19 protein-coding genes are annotated in these 22,063 nt (G+C 52.6%); 4 read left to right on the top strand and 15 right to left on the bottom strand.

Annotated elements, in window-relative coordinates; translation table 11 throughout:
- Nucleotides 1-8: 8 nt before the first annotated feature.
- From F3I20_RS13675 to xerD, 9 genes are all read right to left on the bottom strand, one after another.
- Nucleotides 9-2,615: a fimbria/pilus outer membrane usher protein gene (locus F3I20_RS13675; protein ID WP_150014128.1), complete on the bottom strand. Its 2,607-nt coding sequence runs from the start codon at nt 2,613-2,615 to the stop codon at nt 9-11.
- 34 nt (nt 2,616-2,649) lie between these two features.
- Complete coding sequence (locus tag F3I20_RS13680) at nt 2,650-3,354, bottom strand: fimbrial biogenesis chaperone (protein WP_150037798.1); 705 nt, start codon at nt 3,352-3,354, stop codon at nt 2,650-2,652.
- Nucleotides 3,355-3,494: 140 nt separating this feature from the next.
- Nucleotides 3,495-4,049: a fimbrial protein gene (locus F3I20_RS13685; RefSeq protein ID WP_150014132.1), complete on the bottom strand. Its 555-nt coding sequence runs from the start codon at nt 4,047-4,049 to the stop codon at nt 3,495-3,497.
- A gap of 750 nt (nt 4,050-4,799) precedes the next feature.
- Nucleotides 4,800-5,378 carry a LuxR C-terminal-related transcriptional regulator gene (locus F3I20_RS13690; RefSeq protein ID WP_190286162.1) on the bottom strand — a complete coding sequence of 193 codons (579 nt, stop codon included), beginning with the start codon at nt 5,376-5,378 and terminating at the stop codon, nt 4,800-4,802.
- A 557-nt stretch (nt 5,379-5,935) separates the two neighbouring features.
- Complete coding sequence (lysS, locus tag F3I20_RS13695; RefSeq protein ID WP_150014136.1) at nt 5,936-7,456, bottom strand: lysine--tRNA ligase; 1,521 nt, start codon at nt 7,454-7,456, stop codon at nt 5,936-5,938.
- A 9-nt stretch (nt 7,457-7,465) separates the two neighbouring features.
- Nucleotides 7,466-8,564 (bottom strand): peptide chain release factor 2 gene (gene prfB / locus F3I20_RS13700; protein ID WP_150014138.1). Its coding sequence is split into 2 segments (ribosomal slippage): nt 7,466-8,488 and nt 8,490-8,564, totalling 1,098 coding nucleotides; the frame shifts between segments, so codons are not numbered across the junction.
- 218 nt (nt 8,565-8,782) lie between these two features.
- Nucleotides 8,783-10,519: a single-stranded-DNA-specific exonuclease RecJ gene (gene recJ / locus F3I20_RS13705; protein WP_150037800.1), complete on the bottom strand. Its 1,737-nt coding sequence runs from the start codon at nt 10,517-10,519 to the stop codon at nt 8,783-8,785.
- A 3-nt stretch (nt 10,520-10,522) separates the two neighbouring features.
- Entirely contained in the window at nt 10,523-11,236 is a 714-nt protein-coding gene (gene dsbC / locus F3I20_RS13710) for a bifunctional protein-disulfide isomerase/oxidoreductase DsbC (protein ID WP_150014142.1), read from the bottom strand.
- Nucleotides 11,237-11,257: 21 nt separating this feature from the next.
- The gene (gene xerD / locus F3I20_RS13715) at nt 11,258-12,151 is read right to left on the bottom strand and encodes a site-specific tyrosine recombinase XerD (protein ID WP_150014144.1); all 894 of its coding nucleotides are present in this window, start codon (nt 12,149-12,151) and stop codon (nt 11,258-11,260) included.
- A 102-nt stretch (nt 12,152-12,253) separates the two neighbouring features.
- Here xerD and fldB point away from each other — a divergent pair, with 102 nt between their 5' ends.
- On the top strand, nt 12,254-12,772 hold the full coding sequence (fldB, locus tag F3I20_RS13720; RefSeq protein ID WP_150037801.1) for a flavodoxin FldB: 519 nt from the start codon (nt 12,254-12,256) through the stop codon (nt 12,770-12,772).
- A gap of 72 nt (nt 12,773-12,844) precedes the next feature.
- Here fldB and F3I20_RS13725 read toward each other — a convergent pair whose 3' ends face one another.
- Entirely contained in the window at nt 12,845-13,255 is a 411-nt protein-coding gene (locus tag F3I20_RS13725; protein WP_150014148.1) for a protein YgfX, read from the bottom strand.
- Complete coding sequence (gene sdhE / locus F3I20_RS13730) at nt 13,230-13,496, bottom strand: FAD assembly factor SdhE (protein ID WP_013358937.1); 267 nt, start codon at nt 13,494-13,496, stop codon at nt 13,230-13,232. Before sdhE ends, F3I20_RS13725 begins: the two co-directional genes overlap by 26 nt.
- A 226-nt stretch (nt 13,497-13,722) precedes the next feature.
- Here sdhE and ygfZ point away from each other — a divergent pair, with 226 nt between their 5' ends.
- Nucleotides 13,723-14,709, top strand: a complete 987-nt coding sequence (gene ygfZ / locus F3I20_RS13735; RefSeq protein ID WP_150037802.1) for a tRNA-modifying protein YgfZ — start codon at nt 13,723-13,725, stop codon at nt 14,707-14,709.
- Between the two features lie 51 nt (nt 14,710-14,760).
- Here ygfZ and trhA read toward each other — a convergent pair whose 3' ends face one another.
- The gene (gene trhA / locus F3I20_RS13740) at nt 14,761-15,426 is read right to left on the bottom strand and encodes a PAQR family membrane homeostasis protein TrhA (protein ID WP_150037803.1); all 666 of its coding nucleotides are present in this window, start codon (nt 15,424-15,426) and stop codon (nt 14,761-14,763) included.
- Between the two features lie 168 nt (nt 15,427-15,594).
- Between trhA and F3I20_RS13745 the strand changes: the two genes are divergently transcribed.
- A complete protein-coding gene (locus F3I20_RS13745) occupies nt 15,595-16,314 on the top strand; it encodes a MurR/RpiR family transcriptional regulator (RefSeq protein ID WP_150019343.1) in 720 nt (239 codons plus the stop codon).
- A 115-nt stretch (nt 16,315-16,429) separates the two neighbouring features.
- On the top strand, nt 16,430-17,869 hold the full coding sequence (locus F3I20_RS13750) for a 6-phospho-beta-glucosidase (RefSeq protein WP_150037804.1): 1,440 nt from the start codon (nt 16,430-16,432) through the stop codon (nt 17,867-17,869).
- A 30-nt stretch (nt 17,870-17,899) separates the two neighbouring features.
- Here F3I20_RS13750 and F3I20_RS13755 read toward each other — a convergent pair whose 3' ends face one another.
- The 3 genes from F3I20_RS13755 to gcvH form a co-directional block, all read right to left on the bottom strand.
- On the bottom strand, nt 17,900-18,643 hold the full coding sequence (locus tag F3I20_RS13755) for an SDR family oxidoreductase (protein WP_150037805.1): 744 nt from the start codon (nt 18,641-18,643) through the stop codon (nt 17,900-17,902).
- 66 nt (nt 18,644-18,709) lie between these two features.
- Complete coding sequence (gcvP, locus tag F3I20_RS13760) at nt 18,710-21,583, bottom strand: aminomethyl-transferring glycine dehydrogenase (protein ID WP_150037806.1); 2,874 nt, start codon at nt 21,581-21,583, stop codon at nt 18,710-18,712.
- An 80-nt stretch (nt 21,584-21,663) separates the two neighbouring features.
- Complete coding sequence (gene gcvH / locus F3I20_RS13765; protein WP_033733675.1) at nt 21,664-22,050, bottom strand: glycine cleavage system protein GcvH; 387 nt, start codon at nt 22,048-22,050, stop codon at nt 21,664-21,666.
- Between the last annotated feature and the right edge of the window lie 13 nt (nt 22,051-22,063).

Genomic DNA, 22,063 nt, shown 5'->3' on the forward strand with positions numbered 1-22,063 from the left:
AGCCAGACTCAGTTACAACGGGCCTTCAGATAAACAATATCCTGCTGCGTTTTTGTTTGTGGCAGTTGATATGGAATTCTGCAGCGACTGTTTGCCGATGTCCCCCACACCGCTTCCAGCATTCCTGAGGGTTGCAGCCCGGAAAGATAAACCTGTCCGCTATCCCCCACGATTCCGGTGCTCTCTTCATCACCCTCCTGCATCACCACAACAGTGGTTCCGAACGGTAACGGCTTGCCATTATTCGTCAGGGTAATCAGGGCGCGCTGACCGATGTGGGTTTTAAACTCCGCCCTCACTAATGCACCCGCGGTCGGCACCACTGAAACCACTGAGTTATCAATCTCGCTATCCGCTGCAAGAGAATTTACGTCCAGACTGATACGATTAAGGCGATAGTTAGTGACATAAGGCACCACGGTGTAGCCGCGCCAGTCGGTTCGCACACCGGTTTTATTCTGAATGGCCGCATCTTTAACGCCCGGCGCTTTCACCAGAACGTTGGTTTTACCTAAAGGTTGAGAAAGTGTCAGACCATCCTGATGGAGCACCATACCGCCCTGCACACCGTAGTTCACACGGTGAGTATCCTGGCTGGAGCTATATCCCGCATTAACCTGTCCATAGCGACCGTAGTAATCAAGATTGAGACTACCGGTACTGCCATTGCCACGGTTAACAGTGCCCATCTGCATGTTATATGACAGGTTTTTATCAGCCAGCATGGTGCCGTATAACCCAGCCGTATTCGTCATATTCCCTTCTCCATCATTATAAAGACCGTACGTAGCCTTCATTGAGTCGAGGTTACTGTTGCTGGCTCGGTTTCCTGATAACCACTTGCCTATAGGCAATGAAACAGAGAAGTTAAAGACGCGATCGGCTTCGCTGCTCCAGGTATTTTTGTTATAGCTGTAATTCAGGTTATAGCTGACGTCTTTTACCATGCCGGTAAAACCAAGCTGCAGCAGACGCGTCTTGCCGTCCGTATTCCAGTAGCTTTGATCGCTACCGCTGGCATAGACTGAATAGTTACGCCCCAACTGTTGAGTCAGCGAAAGCTGAACACGGCTACGTTTATTATTATAAAGGTTGTAATAGCCGGAATAGTCGAGATTGCCATCACTGTCGTGTGTCACGCCGCCTGACATATTTTCGCGCGTGGTTTCCGCCAGCGTATAAAAACCGCGGGTTGAATAACGATAGCCTAATAGTTCAAAGCGAGTGCCTAGTTCATTTAGCGATTTAGCATAGAGAAAACGGAAAGACTGCCCGCTATGACGAGTGCCATCGGCAATCTTACTATTAGCCTGCGTCGCATCTATCGAAATTGCACCAAGAAAGCCAAGGTTTTTACCTGCACCGGCTGTGAAAGCAAGATAACGCTCTGCAACCTGACTGCCACCATAAAGTGTTATCCCGTTTCGCCACCCCCAGAGTAGTGACGCCTGAGTCATATATGGCTCTGACTGATTTCCATCCGTACTCCGGAAACGTCCGGCCATGATGGAATAATTCAGATGCCCTTCACGCTGAAGTTTTGGCACTGAAGCAAAAGGCACTGTATAAGTGCGAACGTTGCCATTTTTCTCTTTTACAGTGACCTCGATATCGCCGCTGGAGCCGGTAGGATAGAGATCGTTAATCTCAAACGGACCGGAAGGCACGTAAGACTGATAAATAACGTTGCCGTTCTGCCTGAGTGTAACCTGCGAATCGCCATTAGCAATGCCGCGAATGACAGGCGCAAAACCGCGCAAGCTGTCAGGCTGCATTGACTCATCAGTGGCAAGTGTGATCCCTCGAACGCTAACAGAGTCAAAAATTTCGGATGAGGTATAAGTATCACCGACTGTCAGTTGAGAATCCCACGGAATGATGGCGCGCTGCAGATAAGTCTGCATATGGTTCCAGTCTCGCGTCGCATCTCCATAACGGGATTTTGAGTAGGTAAAACTGGACTGATCGTACAGACGCCATGATCCGACGTTAAGACCACTATTCAGACGTAAAAAATAGCTGTCATTTTTAGTGTCATCACCACGGGAATTGGAACCAGTGAATGCGTAACTTAACAGTGCGGCAGGGATACCCTCATCCCACTGGGAAGGAGGAATATATCCGCGCGCATTACGGTTCATCATCGCCTGAGGTATTTTCAGATCGAGTCGTAAATGCTCCACATCAAAATCGGCACTGGACTCAGGAATATATCGTGCAATATCGACGCATTTTGCATGACGTTCAACTTCATTTTTAATCAGTTTTTCCAGTGATTCGATATTTATATTGAAGTCACGCAGCTTTTCCATATTCAGACAAGGACTAAGTTCAGAAGGTGCATTAGTGCGTTCTTTTTCAAAAAAATTAATATTTCGTGCACCAACAGCCGTTCCATTGACATAAACATCAACATGGTAACTGCCAGGCGCGGCGCTTAGGCCTTTATTGAAACGCGCTAAATCGGCAACATCTTCCGGGTTATCTGATAAAAAAGAGGGATCAAAGTTATATTCTCCCGCAGAGCCTACCCCTGAGTAACAGGATAAAAAAACCAGAACAGCGATTCTTTTTATTTTTGATTTTGTTAACTTTCGAAAATCGTAAAAGTGCACAATTGCCCCCTGGCCATTCCATGCCAAACGAAAATTAATTTATATTAGCAGAGCGTACTGGCATGGTAGCACCATAATCATTAATCGCCTGAAAGCTGATTGTATTACTACCATGTAAATCAACATTTAGCGGCTCCGACGATTTGGGGGCTATCATCTGCGCAAACTTCTTATCGCCTGATTTAATATTGACAAGGTTAACATAGTAAGGCGTAGGGTTTTTTACTATCAGCACGTTACCGACACGAGAAAACGTCAGTTCTTTATAAGCAGTCATAGGATCACCCTGAAGGTTAACAGGCCGATAAAAAAGCTTAATCCTCGACTGTATTGCTAGCTGCAATGCATTTTTCTGCTCGCTGTCAGTATCCTTTTGACGTGATGGAATGGCCTTGACATTCAACCAGTACACGGTTTCACGGTCAGTAGCGAGATATTTATTTACTGACATAATCCTCAATATATTTTCTCTTTTCTGCTTAATCAGGAAAAGAGGAGGCGTCACTAAAAAGTCACTGGTAACTTTACCCTCCTTGTCTTCTACCCAGGACTTGATTAAAAATACATTTTTATCATCTGTATTATTGATGGAAAGTGAAGCCTGTTTATTTTGAGATGAAAAAATCAGGCGTGTTGCTCCCAGCCCTACACCACCAGCCTGAGCGACAGAAAAGCAAACAGATAGCACCAGACTCAGCAATGTTATAAATATTTTATAGTTTTTAGACAAACTAAGCATGTTAGCTCCCTGACATAATTAGCGTAAAACGACCGTTGGGTTTTGATATTTTTATTTTTTCCAAGTATGAAAATCCCTGAAAATAAAATCTTTACTCAGAAAAAAAGCCCGGAGTGCCCCCCGGACTTTTAAGTGATAAATTAGTTGTAAACCATATTGAAGGTAGCAGTAGCGTCACCGTTACCTGCTGTAATGGTATCAGCCACACCCACATATACTGCGTTGAAGCTCAGGGTGTTCGAACCATCAACCAGAGTTTGCGCGGTAGTCGTTGTTGCAGGTGTATTCAGCGTCACAACCTTGCTAGCCTGATCATACATGCGGATACCCACACCTGAAGCAGCATCAGTACCTTCACCCGCCTGCAGAGCATTGGTGTAACCACTTGCTGCTGTACCGGTGAAATAAGTCGCCGCAGTTGTACTTACAGTGGTATCACAGTTTTCCAGTCCAATAGTGAACGGAATGCGGGTAGACGCTTCAGTATCTTTCTTCAAATCAGCTACACGCACCTGACCCATCTGTACAGTTTGTTTAGTCGAGTTAGCATCAACTGCACAGGCAGCGTTAACAACGTCACCTTCAAATTTTATTGTACCACCTACAACAGTAGTAGTGGCAGCCTGTGCCATAGAAGCAGACAGTACCAGACCGAGACCCATAGCAGTTACAATAGCTTTTAAATTGAAGTTCATTTACATCATCCTTAAATTAAATTGACTACACGTGTTGTATAAATGTTTACCTAACCCATTCTGTTATCGGACTAAGGAAAAACATTTATCTTTATTGAAAAAACCCAGAAGCGTTACCAGCACGCTCTGACCGCGCTATTTATACAACCAAATAAAAAAATGAAAAGCAGAGAACTTATAGGAAAAATCCAAATCGGCATAAGAAGGAATGCCAGCCCCAGTATCAAATGATAACAAAACTAAAAAAAGAATAGATAATTCATTTGAGTGCGCAGTAAAGATGCGTAACACACCTGCTGACATTTTTAAGAATTTTCACTCAGGGAGATATGTGTCTTAGTTTATTGAATGTGCAATTAAAAAAACAACGCTATTCCTTAATCGAATTTCACTCTTGCTGGCATTCAGTCGTTGACCGGATCATTAGCCCTAGTGTTTAAATAAAAAAGAACAAGCGTTGTCAAACCACAATGAATATGAAAAAATTCAGATGTCCAGTTGTTAAACCGGATTGCAAACCAACTATTCTGTTTTTTGATAAAAGAATGAAATCAGAACACAACAGTGGGCATTTTAGTCGCTTTTATCTACGACAAACGCATCACCAGGCGGGGATTAGGCAACAGAGGAGAAAGGATGAGTATGATGCACTATGGGGATTACAGCTCAGCCTTTGGGTTATTAACAATCGCAGCTTGTTATGTTAGTGCCAGGGCTGAGCAAAAATCTGATTAAAATAAAACCCTACAATTAATGATAAAAATAGTTAATCATTTTGTAAAATTCTATTTTATTTCTACATTTCCATTTTGACATTATCTTTCGCTTAAGATAACTGATGTTTTTACTATTGCACTGAAAATAAATGGCAATTTTTTTACTAGGTATGCCATTGTAAAGCATATAGCAATAACGTCTCTCTTTAGTGGTAAGAAACAAGGAGCGCATTGTATAGTCATCTTTAACTGATTTAACTGATTTAACTGATTTAACTGATTTAACTGATTTAACTGATTTAACTGATTCATTTAACAGAATGGCGTCATTTATTATTGCAGAATAGGAAAGCAAGCTCATTTTGCTGGACACAACCTCTATCGTGTCCATACCAGAAAAAGTTTTTAATACCTCATACATGTCATCGGGAACTATGGCGACGCTCTTTTTTTTACTGCGCTTATAATTTGCATCAATCCTCATCAATTCCAGCAGTGTCACACGTTTTATCGTAATAGTAATGGCTCTGCCAGTCAGCATACTATTCGCCAGCGCCTGCGCACCGAATAAAAGCATCTCGTCGTCACCAAGAATGAACCAGTCGTAGCTCATTATAATTACCCCTGTTAAATACATGCTGCCATAAATAGAGAATAGCGTGAATTTTTATCGGGAAAATGATAATGAGATAAACAGACAGGGCTTAATCTTAACGTGCTTTAACATTTAAAACATGCAACCTAAAATTACAGATATTATTACTTTAACGATAAAAAAAAGCTCATCACTTAAATACCTTTATTTTTAATGATAATTAACAACAGGTTACTGAAGCAGCTTCATGCAATTTTTCACATTCAATTGGTTCGAGAACTGTTTTTTTTAAAATTAATTATTAAATTACCATTTAAACAATTCTATTTACCGGGCAAGTATTCCTTTCAAAAAGAACGAAACTTTGCTTATGAAGTCTTTTTTAGGATAACTGTTTGCTACTCAATCCCTTTAGTTACATTGCCACGCGATATCGTATGGTCGTTACAGATATAAAAAAGCTGCACCCTAATCAGCCTGAAACAGACCTTTGAGGTGCAGCTTTATCCTGTGCTCAGGGCAGGATATTACTTACTTACTTACTTACTTACTTACTTACTTACTTACTTACTTACTTACTTACTGCCTGGACGCAGTGCCGGGAACAGAATGACATCGCGGATAGTATGGCTGTTGGTGAACAGCATCACCATGCGGTCAATACCGATGCCCAGACCGGCAGTTGGCGGCAGACCATGTTCCAGCGCGGTGACATAGTCTTCGTCATAGAACATCGCTTCGTCATCACCCGCATCTTTGGCATTCACCTGCTGCAGGAAACGCTCAGCCTGATCTTCCGCATCGTTTAGCTCGGAGAAACCGTTACCGATTTCACGACCGCCAATGAAGAACTCAAAGCGATCGGTGATTTCCGGGTTCTCGTCATTGCGACGGGCCAGCGGCGAGACTTCAGCCGGATATTCGGTAATAAAGGTCGGCTGAATCAGATGCGCTTCTGCCGTCTCTTCAAAGATCTCGGTTACGACACGGCCCAGACCCCAGCTCTTCTCCACTTTGATGTGCAGGGATTGTGCAATCGCCACGGCTTTATCGAAGTCTTCCAGATCGGCCAGATCCGTTTCCGGACGGTATTTCTTGATCGCTTCACGCATGGTCAGTTTTTCAAACGGCTTGCCGAAATCAAACTCTTGCTCGCCGTAAGGCACTACGGTGCTGCCCAGCACGTCCTGCGCCAGCGTACGGAACAGGCTTTCGGTCAGCTCGATCAGATCTTTGTAATCCGCATAGGCCATATAGAGTTCCATCATGGTGAACTCAGGGTTATGACGTGGCGAAATACCTTCGTTACGGAAGTTACGGTTGATCTCGAACACGCGATCGAAGCCACCCACCACCAGACGCTTCAGATAAAGCTCTGGCGCAATACGCAGATACATGTCGATATCCAGCGCATTGTGATGAGTGATAAACGGACGCGCAGACGCGCCGCCCGGGATCACCTGCATCATCGGGGTTTCCACTTCCATAAAGTCGCGGCCCACCATGAACTGGCGAATGCCAGCCATGATCTGCGAACGAATTTTGAAGGTGTTGCGAGACTCTTCGTTGGCGATGAGATCAAGGTAACGCTGACGGTAACGGGTTTCCTGATCGGCCAGGCCGTGGAACTTGTCCGGCAACGGACGCAGGGCTTTGGTCAGCAGGCGCAGTTCAGAACAGTGAATCGACAGTTCGCCGGTTTTGGTTTTAAACAGCTTGCCGCGCGCGCCGAGGATATCGCCGAGATCCCACTTTTTGAACTGCTCATTGTAGATCCCTTCCGCCAGGTCATCACGCGAAACGTACAGCTGAATGCGGCCACCCACATCCTGCAGGGTCACGAAAGAGGCTTTACCCATGATGCGACGGGTCATCATACGGCCAGCAACACTCACTTCGATGCCGAGATCTTCAAGCTCTTCGTTGCTCTTCTCGCCATAGCTGGCGTGCAGCTGGTCAGAGAGGCTGTCACGACGGAAATCGTTAGGAAACGCCACGCCATTTGCACGCAGCACGCTCAGCTTTTCGCGACGCGTTTTCAGTTCGTTATTTAACTCAACGGCGGCATCAGCGCTCTGCGGTTGTTGTTCAGACATGTCGGTTCCTTATAACCCTGCTTTTAAACTAGCTTCAATGAATCGATCCAGATCGCCGTCCAGCACCGCCTGGGTGTTACGCGTCTCTACGCCGGTGCGCAGATCTTTGATGCGTGCATCATCGAGAACGTAAGAACGGATCTGACTTCCCCAGCCGATATCGGACTTATTGTCCTCCAGCGCCTGTTTCTCAGCATTTTTCTTCTGCATCTCAAGCTCGTACAGCTTCGCCTTCATCTGCTTCATCGCCTGATCTTTGTTCTTGTGCTGAGAACGGTCATTCTGACACTGGGTGACGGTACCGGTTGGAATATGGGTAATACGCACCGCTGATTCTGTCCGGTTAACGTGCTGACCGCCCGCACCTGACGCGCGATAGACGTCAATACGCAGATCGGCCGGGTTGATGTCGATATCAATATCGTCATCCACTTCCGGATAGATAAAGGCGGAACTGAACGAGGTGTGACGTCGGCCGCCGGAATCGAACGGGCTCTTACGCACCAGGCGATGAACGCCCGTTTCGGTGCGTAACCAGCCAAAGGCGTAGTCGCCTGATACGCGAATGGTCACAGATTTGATGCCCGCAACTTCACCTTCAGACTCTTCGATAATTTCGGTTTTGAAGCCTTTCGCTTCCGCCCAACGCAGATACATACGCATCAGCATGCTGGCCCAGTCCTGCGCTTCGGTGCCGCCCGAACCCGCCTGCAGGTCGATGTAGCAGTCGGCGCTGTCATATTCGCCAGAGAACATGCGGCGGAATTCCAGCTCGCCCAGCTTGCCCTCAAGGACATCCAGCTCAATAACGGCTTCGTTGAAGGTCTCTTCGTCTTCCGCTTCTACGGCCAGTTCAAGCAGACCCTGCACATCTTCCAGGCCCTGCGACATCTGATCCAGCGTCTGCACGATCGCTTCCAGCGAGGCGCGCTCTTTGCCCAGCGCCTGAGCACGCTCAGGTTCGTTCCAGACATCGGGCTGTTCCAGCTCGGCGTTTACTTCTTCGAGGCGTTCTTTCTTGGCATCGTAGTCAAAGATACCCCCGAAGAACGTCGCTGCGCTCACTGAGGTCCTGAATACGGTTTTTGACCGGGTTGATTTCAAACATGGCTTTAGCGTCTTTCTTATGTTCGATGGGACAGGAAAATTAACGCACAAGTTTACCCGAAACTGGCGGCAGATTGTAGCGCTGAGACAGCGGGCGGATGCCGGGGTTGCGTGAGGCGTCGCATTTATGTGACATCCTCGCGCGCAGCAGCTTAACGCCGGAGATAATCAGACTGTCGCGCATCTGCCATGGCAGGCGATGCGCGCACCCTGTCTGAATCAGTTGAGCGGCCAGATATGGTCGATGATCAGCTGCACCGAGCGATTACCGCGATACTCATTAATATCCAGCTTATAAGCCAGTTCGACCTGACGAATACTGCTGTCGGGCCAGAGCGTGGTATCGACATTAAAGGCGATACCGTCGATCAGCGGACCGCCATCCAGCGGCTCGACCATCACTTTCAGATGCCGCTCGCCCACCAGCCGCTGTTGCAGCAGCTTAAATTTGCCGTCAAACGCAGGTTCCGGGAAGGCCTGGCCCCAGGGACCCGCTTCGCGCAGCATCTCTGCGGTCTGCAGCGAAAACTCCTGCGGCTGTAACGCGCCATCAGACCAGATGATGCCCTGCAGGGCTTCGCCATCCAGCCACTCTCCGACCAGGTCGGCAAAGCGCTGACGAAACTCCTCGTAGCGTGCGGTTTCCAGTGATAAACCGGCCGCCATGGCGTGACCACCGAACTTCAGCATCAGGCCGGGATTCAGCGTGTCCAGGCGCTCCAGCGCATCGCGCAGATGCAGACCGGCAATCGAGCGGCCCGAGCCTTTCAACGTGCCGTCGCCCGCGGGCGCAAAGGCAATGACCGGACGATGGAAACGCTCTTTCAGACGAGAGGCGAGAATGCCCACCACGCCCTGATGCCATTCGGGATGATAGAAGGCCAGTCCCAGCGGCAGATCGCTCTGTTCACGCTCCAGCGCCTGACACAGCGCCAGCGCTTCACTCTGCATGCCCTGCTCTATCTCTTTGCGCGTCTGGTTCAGCGCATCCAGCTCACTGGCCAGCATGCGCGCCTGGCTAAGATCGTCGGTCATTAACAGCGCCACGCCCACCGACATATCGTCGAGGCGGCCTGCGGCGTTGAGCCGTGGCCCCAGCGCAAAGCCGAGATCGCTGGCCGCCAGTTGACGGGCATCGCGATTCGCAATTTCCAGCAGCGCCCGGATGCCTGGCCGACATTTTCCGGCCCGGATGCGGCTGAGCCCCTGCCACACCAGAATGCGGTTATTAACGTCGAGCGGCACCACATCAGCAACCGTGCCGAGCGCGACCAGATCCAGCATCTCTGCCAGATTCGGTTCAGTGCGGGTAGCGCCAAACCAGCCCTGGATACGCAGATGGGCGCGCAGCGCCAGCATCAGATAGAACGCAACGCCCACGCCCGCCAGCGCGCGTGAAGGAAAGTTGCAGTCCTGCAGATTGGGATTCACGATCGCCTCAGCGGCCGGCAGGGTTTCGCCCGGCAGGTGGTGGTCGGTAATCAGCACCGGAATACCGTGCTGATGCGCGCACTCTACACCGGCATGAGAGGAGATGCCGTTATCGACCGTCAGAATCATTGCGGCACCACGCGCGCGCGCCTGCTCAACCACTTCCGGACTGAGGCCATAACCATCTTCAAAGCGGTTAGGCACCAGATACTGCACGTTGCCGCCGCCCATGCTGCGCAGCGCCATGACCGTCAGTGCGGTACTGGTGGCACCATCGGCATCAAAGTCGCCCACTACCATAATGCGACGCCCATCCAGCAGCGCCTGATGCAGCAGTTCCACGGCGCTTTCAATCCCGCTTAAGGACTGATAGGGCAGCAGGTTTTTTGCACCGCGCTCCAGCTCCGCAGCGTCACATACGCCGCGTTGCAGATAAAGTCGTTTCAGCAGCGGCGGCAGCGTGGCCGGTAGCGCATCGTCAACCGTTACCTCACGGCGACGGAGTTCTACATCCTGTTTTACCACCGATTAACCACCACGCTTCTGATTGTCCAGCACCTGCTTCAGCTCCTGCGGCGACTGATAACCCGGTATCATCATGCCGGTGTCGGTCAGCATTGCAGGAGTGCCCTGAATGCCGAACAGCACGCCCAGTTTGTAGTGCTGAGCAATATCAATTTTGCAGCTGTCCGGCGCGGCCATCTTCGGCGCATTACCTTTCATCGCCTCGTCGAACACTTTATTACGGTCAGCGCTGCACCAGATCGCTTTCATCGCCGGTGCGATCTGACCATTCAGCCCTTCACGCGGAAACGCCAGGTAGCGCACGGTAATGCCCAGCGCATTGTAGTCCGCCATCTGCTCGTGCAGCTTGTGACAGTAGCCACAGGTGATATCGGTGAAGACCGTGATCACGTGCTGCTCTTTTGGCGCTTTGTAGACGATCATCTCCGGCACCAGCGCCTCGACTTTTTTGTCCAGCAACTGATTGGTGACGTTAACGGGCTGTTTGCCGCTGACATCATAGAGCGGGCCCTGGATCATATGTTTGCCGTCGTCTGTAACATACAGCACACCGCTTTCAGACAGCACGGTTTTAAAACCTGGCAGCGGTGACGGGCTGATCTCCGTCTGGTTCAGACCGAGCTTTTTAAGGGATTGCTGAATGGCGCTGTCATCGGCATGGGCCAGACCGGAAAAGGCGCTGGCTAACAGGGCCAGCATGGCAAAATGCTTGTTCATTTTTATCCTTATGGCCGCGAATCAGGCTCGCGGATGGTGTTGTTGATGTAACTGACGCAGACGCTCAGTAGCGACGTGCGTATAAATCTGGGTGGTGGAGAGATCGCTATGTCCCAGCAACATCTGTACGACACGCAGATCCGCGCCGTGGTTCAGCAGATGGGTCGCAAAGGCGTGGCGCATGACATGCGGCGACAACTTCTCGCTATCAATACCCGCCAGCGTGGCGTAGTGCTTAATTCGATGCCAGAAGGTCTGGCGCGTCATCTGCTGCGCCCGGTTGCTGGGAAACATTACGTCCAGCGTCTGCCCGTTGAGCAGCCACGGACGACCATGTTCCATATATTGCTCCAGCCAGTAAACCGCTTCTTCACCTAACGGGACAAGCCGCTCTTTATCCCCTTTACCGATAACCCGGACCACCCCCTGTCGCAGGCTGATGTCGCTGAGCGTCAGGCCAGTCAGTTCAGACACGCGCAGGCCGGTGGCATAGAGCACTTCCAGCATCGCTTTGTCGCGCAACTCTAACGGGATGTTGGTATCCGGTGCCTGCAACAGCCGCTCAACCTGGGCTTCGCTAAGATCTTTCGGCAGACGCTGGGGCAGTTTTGGTGCGGACAGCAGCGCGCTGGGATCGTCCGGGCGCAGCTTTTCGCGATAAAGATACTGGAACAAGCGACGCATGGCGCTGAGCAGCCGCGCTGAGCTGGTCGCCTTGTAGCCCCCCTCCAGCCGTTCGGCCAGGAACTGCTGCAGATCCAGTGGCGTCACGCTGAGCAGCGTCAGCTGATGATGCGCCAGCCAGCCGGTCAGCGTCTGAAGATCCTGACGATAAGAGGAGAGCGTGTTCTGCGCCAGATTGCGTTCAATCCAGAGCGCATCAAGAAACTGTTCTGTCAGATCGCTGTCCTGCACGTTATCTCCGCCGTCTGGTGTAAAATCATGCTCATTATGCCTGATTCAGCAGCGCTTCTGGTACAATTGCGCCAAAGTCAGTATTTACAGAGTGTTATCTGCATGAAAATCGGTCTTTTTTACGGTTCCAGTACCTGTTACACCGAAATCGTAGCGGAGAAAATTCGCGATTTTATTGGCGAAGAGTTAGTGAGGCTGCATAACGTCAAAGATGACGACCCGCGCCTGATGGAGCAGTACGATTTGCTGATCATGGGCATCCCGACCTGGGATTTCGGTGAGTTGCAGGAGGACTGGGAGGCGATCTGGACGCAGCTGCCCGCGCTGAATCTGCAAAACAAGATTGTCGCGCTCTATGGCATGGGCGATCAGATTGGCTATGGCGAGTGGTTTTTAGATGCGCTTGGCATGCTGCACGATTTGCTGCAGCCAATGGGCGTGCGTTTTGTCGGCTACTGGCCGCTTGAGGGCTATGAGTTTACCAGCCCGAAACCGCTGACTGCTGATGGTTCGCAGTTTGTGGGTCTGGCGCTGGATGATGTGAATCAGTTCGAGGTCAGCGACGAGCGCGTTGAGCAGTGGTGCGAGCAGGTGCTGACCGAAACCGCCGCGCTGCTCTGACTGATCAGGCGCGTTGGTTTGCAGTTGTCGAACCGATGCGCCAGCAGATGATGATTGCCTTGCCTGCTGCCGTTAATGCCGCGCCTTACTGAAACAGCAGGCGCGTAACGCCCGCCATTCGGCAGGCTGCATATTGTCCCGCATCAGCCACCAGCGCAGCGTGGCACCCTGTTCGCTCGTCGCTACCAGCAGCACGCCAATCGGCAACCAGCGCAGCGGCTGGGTTGGCCGCCAGCGTTTTCCCTGCCAGATCCAGCAATGAACGCTTTCCCGCTGCAATGTGCCGTGTCGCCGAATCAATCGCCGGTAACAACGCCAGCCCTCAGCCAGCATCAGCAGAATAACCGGCGTTTTAATCAACCAGCCGCTCACAGGCAGCGTCATCAGCATCACACCGGGAACGGCAGCCATCAGCCAGGCGCACAGACATCCGCATGCCAGGCGAGAGGGGCGCAGCTTACATTGCCACCGGGCCGCGATCATGGTTACGCTGCTGGATCAGTTTTACCATCCGCTTAAGCTCCGGATCGGCGGGTTCACCGTGGTTCATCAGCCAGTTAAACAGATCGGGATCGTCACTCTTCAACAGGGCAACAAAGACCTGCTTATCGGTGTCGTTCAGCGTGTCATACTCAAATTTGAAGAACGGCATAATCGCCACATCCAGTTCCAGCATGCCACGACGGCAGGCCCACTGAATACGTGATTTATCATTAATATCCATGCATCAATTTCCACAAGTCACAACGTGGCCGCTAGTGTAACCTGGTTTACTGTGGCTCGCAGGCACAGTGTCGCAGGCTGTGCAACCTGCCACATTTCAGAGCGCATGTTTTCAGGGGTATCACGCCTTTTGTGCGCCGTTTTCCGTAAACAGGTTGCATTGCCAGTCGGCTCTTTTAACATTGAAGACAATATTCCGGATGAACCTTCTTACACAGGATATCTCCATGCCCACTTTTACTTTACCGCCGCGCCAGCCTGCCGCGTCGTCTCGTCTGCCGTTAACCCTGATGTCACTGGATAGCTGGGCGCTGGTCTCCGTTGCCGGGGCCGACAGCACCGCTTACCTGCAGGGTCAGTTAACGCTGGATGTCGCGGCGCTGGATGCTGACCACCATTCGCCCGCCGCTCACTGCGATGCCAAAGGCAAAATGTGGAGCAACCTGCGCCTGTTCCATCGCGGCGAAGGCTATGCCTATCTGATTCGCCGTGAACTGCGCGACACCCAGCTTACCGAGTTGAAGAAATACGCGGTGTTTTCGAAAGTGACGATGGCGGCTGACGACGAGTCTGTGCTGCTGGGCGTAGCCGGTTTTCAGGCGCGTGCCGCGCTGACCAATCTGTTTGATAGCCTGCCCGACAGCGAGAAACCGGTGGTACAGCAGGGCGAAACGACGCTGCTATGGTTTGCCCATCCGGCCGAGCGTTTCCTGATTGTCACTTCGCTGTCTCAGGCAGAAGCGCTGAAGCAGAAGCTCAACGATGATGCACAGTTCAATGACGGTCAGCAGTGGCTGGCGCTGGATATTGAAGCGGGAATTCCGGTGATCGATCCGGCCACCAGCGTGCAGTTTATTCCCCAGGCCACCAACCTGCAGGCGCTGGATGCCATCAGCTTTAAAAAGGGCTGCTATGCCGGTCAGGAGATGGTCGCCAGGGCGAAATATCGCGGTGCCAATAAACGCGCCCTTTACTGGCTGGCGGGTCAGGCAAGTCATCTGCCCGAAGCGAATGCCTCGCTGGAGTTACAGATGGGTGAACGCTGGCGTCGCACCGGCAGCGTGCTGGCTGCAGTGCAGTTAGATGATGGCGTCAGCTGGATTCAGGTGGTGCTGAATAACGATCTGGAGCCGGATAGCGTGCTGCGGGTTGAAGGTGATGAAGGCGGCCATCTGACCATTCAGCCGCTGCCCTACTCACTGGATGAGAACTGATTCCACCGAATGGCCCTTCCGTTAAGGGAAGGGCCAGTGCTGCAATTCAGATCAACGCACATACAAGTAGATGGCGCAGAAGTGGCAGAGACTGCCGCCCAGCACGAATAAGTGCCAGATGGCATGGTTATAGGGAATGCGGCGCGCCACGTAGAAGATCACGCCCAGCGAATAGATAATTCCGCCTGCGGCCAGCAGCCAGATGCAGCCCGCTGGCAGGATCATCGCCAGCTGATAAACAACAATCAGCGACAGCCACCCCATACAGAGATAGGTCACCAGCGACAGCGCTTTGAAGCGATGCGCAATTGTGAGCTTGAACAGAATACCGGCCAGCGCCAGACCCCAGATCACCGCCATTAATCCATACGCCAGCGGCGTTCTTAACCCGATCAGCAGAAACGGCGTATAGGTGCCGGCAATCAGCAGATAGATGGCGCAGTGATCCAGCTTTTTCAGCCAGGGTCTGGCCGGTCCATCCGGCACCGCATGATAGAGTGTCGAGGCCAGAAACAGCAGGATCATGCTGCCGCCATAGAGGCTGTAGCTGGCAAAGGTCAGGGCGTCCGCCTGATGTTCGATGGCCTGATAGAGCATCAGCACCAGTCCGACGATGCCGAACAGACAGCCCAGACCATGACTGATACTGTTGGCAATTTCTTCGCCGAACCACTCGTCTGCGGCGTGTCGTTGTTTTTGAGAAAGTGTGGAGGTCATAAGTGTGTCCTGAACAGCGTAATCGCAGTGATAATATTCTCCAGACGGGATGATAACGATTTCAGTGTACACCTGTACGCTAAAATTATCTGATGAATTTCACTATCCGTTAAACCGGTTGCTGAATCTGGTAAACTGACTGCCGGTCAACTGTTCAATGAGTCATCCATGTTTTCGCATCGCGATCTTGCCCGCCTTAACGATCTGGAAATGCAGGTCTATCAGTTCATCATTAAGCACCGCGAAGGCGTCAGCTACATGACGATCCGAGAGCTGGCTGCGCAGGCTGGTGTCTCCACCACCACCGTGCTGCGCTTCTGCCGCAAGATGGACTGCGAAGGCTGGTCGGAATTTCGTATCCGCCTGCGCTTAAGCGAACAACAGAGCGCGCCGCTGCTCAACACGGCGGGCGTCAGCGAAATGCTGAGCTTTTTTAAGAGCATTAATAACCCGGAATTTGAACAACTCATTGCCCAGGCAGCGCAGAAGATTAATCAGGCGGAGCGAATTTTCTTTATTGGCGTCGGCACCTCCGGCAGCCTGGCAAAATATGGCGCGCGTTTTTTCTCAAACCTCGGTAAATTCAGCCATGCGATTGACGATCCCTATTATCCGGTTGCACCCGATCTCTATGAAAATGCTATTGCCATTATTTTATCGGTCTCAGGCGAAACCGAAGAGATCCTGCGCATTGCCAGCCAGTTTAGTCTGAATAAGTGCAAAATCATCGCGATAACCAATACGGAAAGCTGTTCGCTGGCAAAAATTGGTGATTTCAACCTCTGCTATCACGTGCCGATTATCCGCATGGCGGACAATACCGATATTACGACGCAGGTGCCAGTGACCTATATTATTGAAGCTATAGGCCGTCAGCTGGGGAAATAAAACAGCCTGTTTTTCAGATGTGACAAACGCAATTACTGGCGCGCTGTTATATCGTGACTTTCATTATTGCCTTGCTACACTCAGCCCAATTTCAATATCCGCAATGGGGTGAAGCATGAGTGCAGAATTGCAGTTACCAAAAGGTTTTCTTTGGGGCGGCGCAGTGGCCGCCCATCAGGTTGAAGGCGGCTGGGATCAGGGCGGCAAAGGCGTCAGTATTGCTGACGTGCTGACCGGCGGTTCGCATGGCGTTGACCGGGTGATCACCGACGGCGTGCAGCCGGGCCATTTCTATCCGAACCATAAAGGCGTGGAGTTTTACTCCCACTACAAACAGGATGTCGCGCTGTTTGCCGAGATGGGCTTCAAATGCTTCCGTACCTCCATTGCCTGGACCCGCATCTTCCCCAACGGAGATGAACAACAGCCCAACGAAGCGGGCCTGCAATTCTATGACGATCTGTTTGATGAACTGCTGAAGTATGGCATTGAACCGGTCATCACCCTTTCGCACTTCGAAATGCCCTATCACCTGGTCAAAGAGTATGGCGGCTGGCATAACCGTAAAGTGGTCGACTTCTTTGTTCGTTTCAGCGAAGTGGTGATGAATCGCTATAAGAATAAAGTGAAATACTGGATGACCTTTAACGAGATCAACAACCAGCGTAACTGGCAGTATCCGCTGTTTGGTTACTGCTGTTCAGGCGTGATCTTCACCGAACACGAGAAGCCTGAACAGGCAATGTATCAGGTGATGCACCACCAGTTTGTTGCCAGCGCCAGAGTGGTCAAACTCGGCCACGATATCAATCCAGACTTTCAGATTGGCTGCATGATCGCCATGGTCCCGGTTTATCCGTTCTCCTGCCACCCGGACGATGTGGTACTGGCGCAGGAGTCGATGCATCAGCGCTATGTGTTCAGTGATGTGCAGATGCGCGGTTACTATCCGGCGTACACCCTGAAAGAGTGGGCGCGCAAAGGGTATGACATCCAGATGGAAGCGGACGATGCCGAAACCCTGCGTCAGGGTTGCGCCGACTATGTCGGTTTCAGCTACTACATGAGCAACGCCGTGAAGACCGATGCCAGCGGTGTTGACGACCCGATCACCAGCTTTGAAGGTGTGGTAAAAAACCCGCATGTGAAAGCGTCAGACTGGGGCTGGCAGATCGATCCGGTTGGCCTGCGCTATGCCATGAACGAGATGTACGAACGTTACCAGAAGCCGCTGTTCATTGTAGAGAACGGCTTTGGTGCTATCGATAAGCCCAATGCCGACGGGCTGATTGAAGATGATTACCGCATCGACTATCTGCGTGCACACATCGAAGAGATGAAGAAAGCGGTGGCATATGATGGTGTGGATTTAATGGGCTATACGCCGTGGGGCTGCCTGGATTGCGTTTCGTTCACTACCGGTCAGTACGACAAGCGTTACGGCTTTATTCATGTGAATAAAAACGATGATGGCAGCGGTGATTTTTCTCGTGCGAAGAAGAAGAGCTTTAGCTGGTATCAGCAGGTTATCGCCAGCAACGGCGAAAACCTTTGATTTAATACCTCGCCGCATCAGCAGCGGCGATTAACGCCCACCGGCAGCGTCAATGATGCTGCCGGTGACGTAAGAGGCCGCGTCGCTGGCCAGCCAGACGATCGCTTCCGCCACCTCTTCTGCCTCACCGCCACGTCCCATCGGGATCACGCTGGCAAGCCGGTCCACCCTGCCTGGCTCGCCGCCATCGGCATGCATCTCTGTATAGATGAATCCCGGACGGACGCCGTTGACACGAATCCCCTGCTGCGCCACTTCCAGCGACAAGCCTTTCGTCAGCGTGTCCATCGCCCCTTTTGAGGCGGCGTAATCGACATATTCACCAGGCGCACCGGTACGCGACGCGGCCGACGAGACATTGACGATCGTACCGCCCTGACCGCCGTGATGGGTACCCATCCGCTTCACCGCCTCACGACAGCAGAGAAAGCTCCCGATAACGTTGGTGGCAAAGACCTTATGCAGACGCGCCGCATCCAGCTGCTCTGTATGGCACTGCTGAAAAAGAATCCCGGCGTTGTTTACCAGCAACGCCAGCGGCACAGGCTGCTGGTCGAGCTGCGCAAACATCGCCATCACCTGGGCTTCATCACTGATATCCGCCTGAACCGCAAAGGCTTCACCGCCCTGCTGCTGGATCTGCGCCACCAGCTGTTTCGCTTCGTCCTCGCGCTGACGATAGTTCACCGCAACCCGATAACCCCGCGCGGCCAGTAACAGCGACGTGGCCCGTCCGATACCGCGGCTGCCACCCGTAACCAGTGCCAGTTTCATACTGATTCTCCAGTAAAAAGGGCCGAAAAATCGGCCCCTGATAGTTAATACTTACCTGCGGTGAGCTTACTGATAGTCGCTCATCGGCACGCAGGAGCAGAACAGATTACGGTCGCCAAATACATCATCCAGACGTTTCACCGTCGGCCAGTATTTGTTGTGGCTGCCCGCCGGGAAAACCGCCAGTTCTCGGCTGTAAGGATGTGACCACTCGCTGACGATTTCCAGCTGGGTATGCGGCGCATTCACCAGTGGATTGTCGTTCAGCGGCCATTCTCCTGCCGTAACCCGGTCAATCTCCATGCGGATCGCCAGCATTGCGTCGATAAAGCGATCCAGTTCGATTTTACTCTCAGACTCGGTCGGCTCCACCATGAGCGTGCCTGCCACAGGGAAAGACATGGTCGGTGCATGGAAGCCATAATCGATCAGGCGCTTAGCGATATCCAGTTCACTGATACCGGTCTGCTCTTTCAGCGGGCGGATGTCGAGAATACATTCATGCGCCACGCGCCCGTCACGGCCGGTGTAGAGCACCGGATAGGCAGACTGCAGGCGGCTGGCAATATAGTTGGCATTCAGAATCGCCACCGAACTGGCCTGCTTCAGCCCTTCCGCGCCCATCATGCGAATGTACATCCAGCTGATCGGCAGAATAGAGGCGCTGCCAAACGGCGCTGCGGAGACCGCGCCCTGCTGCGTCAGCACACCGTCGATCTGCACCACGCTGTGTCCCGGAACAAACGGTGCCAGGTGCGCTTTGACGCCGATCGGTCCCATACCCGGGCCGCCACCGCCGTGCGGTATGCAGAAGGTCTTGTGCAGGTTGAGGTGCGAAACATCCGCGCCAATATAGCCCGGCGTGGTGATGCCGACCTGCGCATTCATGTTCGCGCCATCCAGATACACCTGGCCGCCGTACTGATGCACAATCTGGCACACCTCACGGATGGTCTCTTCGTAAACGCCGTGGGTGGAGGGATACGTCACCATGATGCAGGAGAGCTTGTCGCCCGCCTGCGCCGCTTTTTCCCGCAGGTCGCCAAGGTCGATGTTGCCCTGTTTATCGCAGGCCACGACCACCACATCCATGCCCGCCATCTGGGCGGAAGCCGGGTTAGTGCCATGCGCCGAGCTGGGAATCAGGCAGAGATGACGATCGCCCTCGCCGCGGCTTTCGTGATAGCGGCGGATCGCCAGCAGACCGGCATATTCACCCTGCGCGCCGGAGTTCGGCTGCATACAGAGTGCATCATAGCCGGTGAGCTGCACCAGCCACTGCGAAAGCTGGCCGATCATCTGCAGATAGCCGGTCGCCTGTTCCGCCGGGCAGAACGGATGCAGCTCCGCAAATTCCGGCCAGGTGATCGGGATCATCTCGGCGGCGGCATTCAGCTTCATCGTGCAGGAGCCGAGTGGGATCATCGCCTGATTCAGCGCCAGATCCTTTTTCTCCAGGCTGTGCATGTAACGCATCATCTCGGTTTCGCTGTGATGACGGTTGAACACCGGATGGGCCAGGATTTCGCTGTGGCGTTGCAGGCCAGCCGGAATCGCGTGGCTTTCGCTGGCGACTTCGCTGTCGAGCTTTTCCAGATCCAGGCCATGTTCATCACCCAGCAGAATAGCGAACAGCGCCAGAATATCGTCGCGGCAGGTGGTTTCATCCAGCGTGATGCCGACGGCGTTATGGATGTCGCTGCGCAGGTTAACGCCAAAGCTCAGGGCGCGGTTCAGCACGGCGGCTTTATCCGCCACTTCCACCGTCAGCGTATCGAACCAGTGCTGATGGCGTAGCTTCAGGCCGCCCTGCTGCAGTCCGGCTGCCAGAATATTCGTGAAGCGGTGAATGCGTGAGGCGATACGCTTCAGACCGGTTGGGCCGTGGAACACTGCGTAGAGACCGGCGATGTTGGCCAGCAGCACCTGCGAGGTACAGATGTTGGAGTTGGCCTTTTCACGGCGGATATGTTGTTCACGGGTCTGCATCGCCATACGCAGCGCCGTATTGCCCGCGGCATCACGTGACACACCAATGATGCGGCCAGGCATGGAACGTTTATGCTCGTCGCGGCTGGCGAAGAAGGCCGCGTGCGGGCCGCCATAACCCATTGGCACACCGAAACGCTGAGCGGAACCAAACACAATGTCTGCACCCTGCTTGCCTGGCGCTTCCAGTAACACCAGCGACATAAAGTCTGCCGCCACGCTGACCACGACTTTGCGTGCTTTCAGTCCGGTAATCAATGCGCTGTAATCGTGCGCTTCGCCAGTGGTGCCCACCTGTTGCAGCAGCACACCAAACAGGTCGTCGTGTTCGGATGCCTTGTCGGCGCTGTCGATGATCAGTTCGAAGCCGAACGTCTCCGCACGGGTACGGACCACATCAAGCGTCTGCGGATGACTATCGTCGGCAATGAAGAATTTATTGGCGTTTTTGAGCTTACTGACGCGCTTTGCCATCGCCATCGCTTCAGCGGCGGCAGTGGCTTCATCCAGCAGTGACGCGGAGGCGATATCCATGCCGGTGAGGTCCAGCGTCAGCTGCTGGAAGTTCAGCAGCGCTTCCAAACGGCCCTGCGAGACCTCTGGCTGATATGGGGTATAGGCGGTGTACCAGCCCGGATTCTCCAGCATGTTACGCAGGATGACCGGTGGGGTGATGACCGCGCTGTATCCCATACCGATCCAGGATTTGTACCGCAGATTCTGGCTGGCAATGGCTTTCAGTTCGGCCAGCGCCTGCTGTTCCGTAGCGGCTTCGCCCACCGCGGGCGGGCCTGGCAGCTGAATGTCTGCCGGCACAATCGTGCTGATTAACGCGTCCAGCGAACGGGCACCAATCGCGTCAAGCATCTGTGCCTGCTGCTCAGGCGAAGGACCAATATGGCGCTCAATGAATGCACCGTTGTGTTCAAGCTGGCTGAGAGTCTGGGTCATTAGCAGTAAATCCTGAATCGGGCTGGGGGAACCGGAGAGCAAACAGAAATCTGCGGCCTCTGCGCGAGGCCGCCTGACGACTACTCGTCGATGGAGGCTTTATAAGCATCCGCATCCAGCAGCGTGTCGATTTCAGACGCGTCGCTGGCTTTGATTTTAAATAACCAGCCGCCGTCATAAGGCTCGCTGTTAACCTGCTCCGGTGAGTCGGTCAGTGCTTCGTTGACCGCCACAATCTCACCGCTGATCGGCGCATAGATGTCTGAGGCCGCTTTAACAGATTCCGCCACCGCGCACTCTTCACCGGCAGCAAACGTCGCGCCCACTTCAGGCAGATCAACAAATACCATGTCGCCCAGTAACTCCTGCGCATGTTCCGTAATCCCCACCGTGTAGCTGCCATCGGCTTCTTTGCGCACCCATTCGTGGCTGTCGCGGTACTTCAACGTATTCGGCACATTGCTCATTGGCCATTTCTCC

Origin of the sequence: Candidatus Pantoea gossypiicola (assembly GCF_008632075.1) — a bacterium.
In the GTDB taxonomy this organism is placed as follows: domain Bacteria; phylum Pseudomonadota; class Gammaproteobacteria; order Enterobacterales; family Enterobacteriaceae; genus Pantoea; species Pantoea gossypiicola.

What these genes read in the sequence shown, in the direction of transcription:
- F3I20_RS13680 (WP_150037798.1), bottom strand. Translation starts at nt 3,354, where the DNA reads ATGCTTAGTTTGTCTAAAAACTATAAAATATTTATAACATTGCTGAGT.
- F3I20_RS13685 (WP_150014132.1), bottom strand. Translation starts at nt 4,049, where the DNA reads ATGAACTTCAATTTAAAAGCTATTGTAACTGCTATGGGTCTCGGTCTG.
- F3I20_RS13690 (WP_190286162.1), bottom strand. Translation starts at nt 5,378, where the DNA reads ATGAGCTACGACTGGTTCATTCTTGGTGACGACGAGATGCTTTTATTC.
- lysS (WP_150014136.1), bottom strand. Translation starts at nt 7,456, where the DNA reads ATGTCTGAACAACAACCGCAGAGCGCTGATGCCGCCGTTGAGTTAAAT.
- dsbC (WP_150014142.1), bottom strand. Translation starts at nt 11,236, where the DNA reads ATGAACAAGCATTTTGCCATGCTGGCCCTGTTAGCCAGCGCCTTTTCC.
- fldB (WP_150037801.1), top strand. Translation starts at nt 12,254, where the DNA reads ATGAAAATCGGTCTTTTTTACGGTTCCAGTACCTGTTACACCGAAATC.
- F3I20_RS13725 (WP_150014148.1), bottom strand. Translation starts at nt 13,255, where the DNA reads ATGATCGCGGCCCGGTGGCAATGTAAGCTGCGCCCCTCTCGCCTGGCA.
- sdhE (WP_013358937.1), bottom strand. Translation starts at nt 13,496, where the DNA reads ATGGATATTAATGATAAATCACGTATTCAGTGGGCCTGCCGTCGTGGC.
- ygfZ (WP_150037802.1), top strand. Translation starts at nt 13,723, where the DNA reads ATGCCCACTTTTACTTTACCGCCGCGCCAGCCTGCCGCGTCGTCTCGT.
- trhA (WP_150037803.1), bottom strand. Translation starts at nt 15,426, where the DNA reads ATGACCTCCACACTTTCTCAAAAACAACGACACGCCGCAGACGAGTGG.
- F3I20_RS13745 (WP_150019343.1), top strand. Translation starts at nt 15,595, where the DNA reads ATGTTTTCGCATCGCGATCTTGCCCGCCTTAACGATCTGGAAATGCAG.
- F3I20_RS13750 (WP_150037804.1), top strand. Translation starts at nt 16,430, where the DNA reads ATGAGTGCAGAATTGCAGTTACCAAAAGGTTTTCTTTGGGGCGGCGCA.
- F3I20_RS13755 (WP_150037805.1), bottom strand. Translation starts at nt 18,643, where the DNA reads ATGAAACTGGCACTGGTTACGGGTGGCAGCCGCGGTATCGGACGGGCC.
- gcvP (WP_150037806.1), bottom strand. Translation starts at nt 21,583, where the DNA reads ATGACCCAGACTCTCAGCCAGCTTGAACACAACGGTGCATTCATTGAG.
- gcvH (WP_033733675.1), bottom strand. Translation starts at nt 22,050, where the DNA reads ATGAGCAATGTGCCGAATACGTTGAAGTACCGCGACAGCCACGAATGG.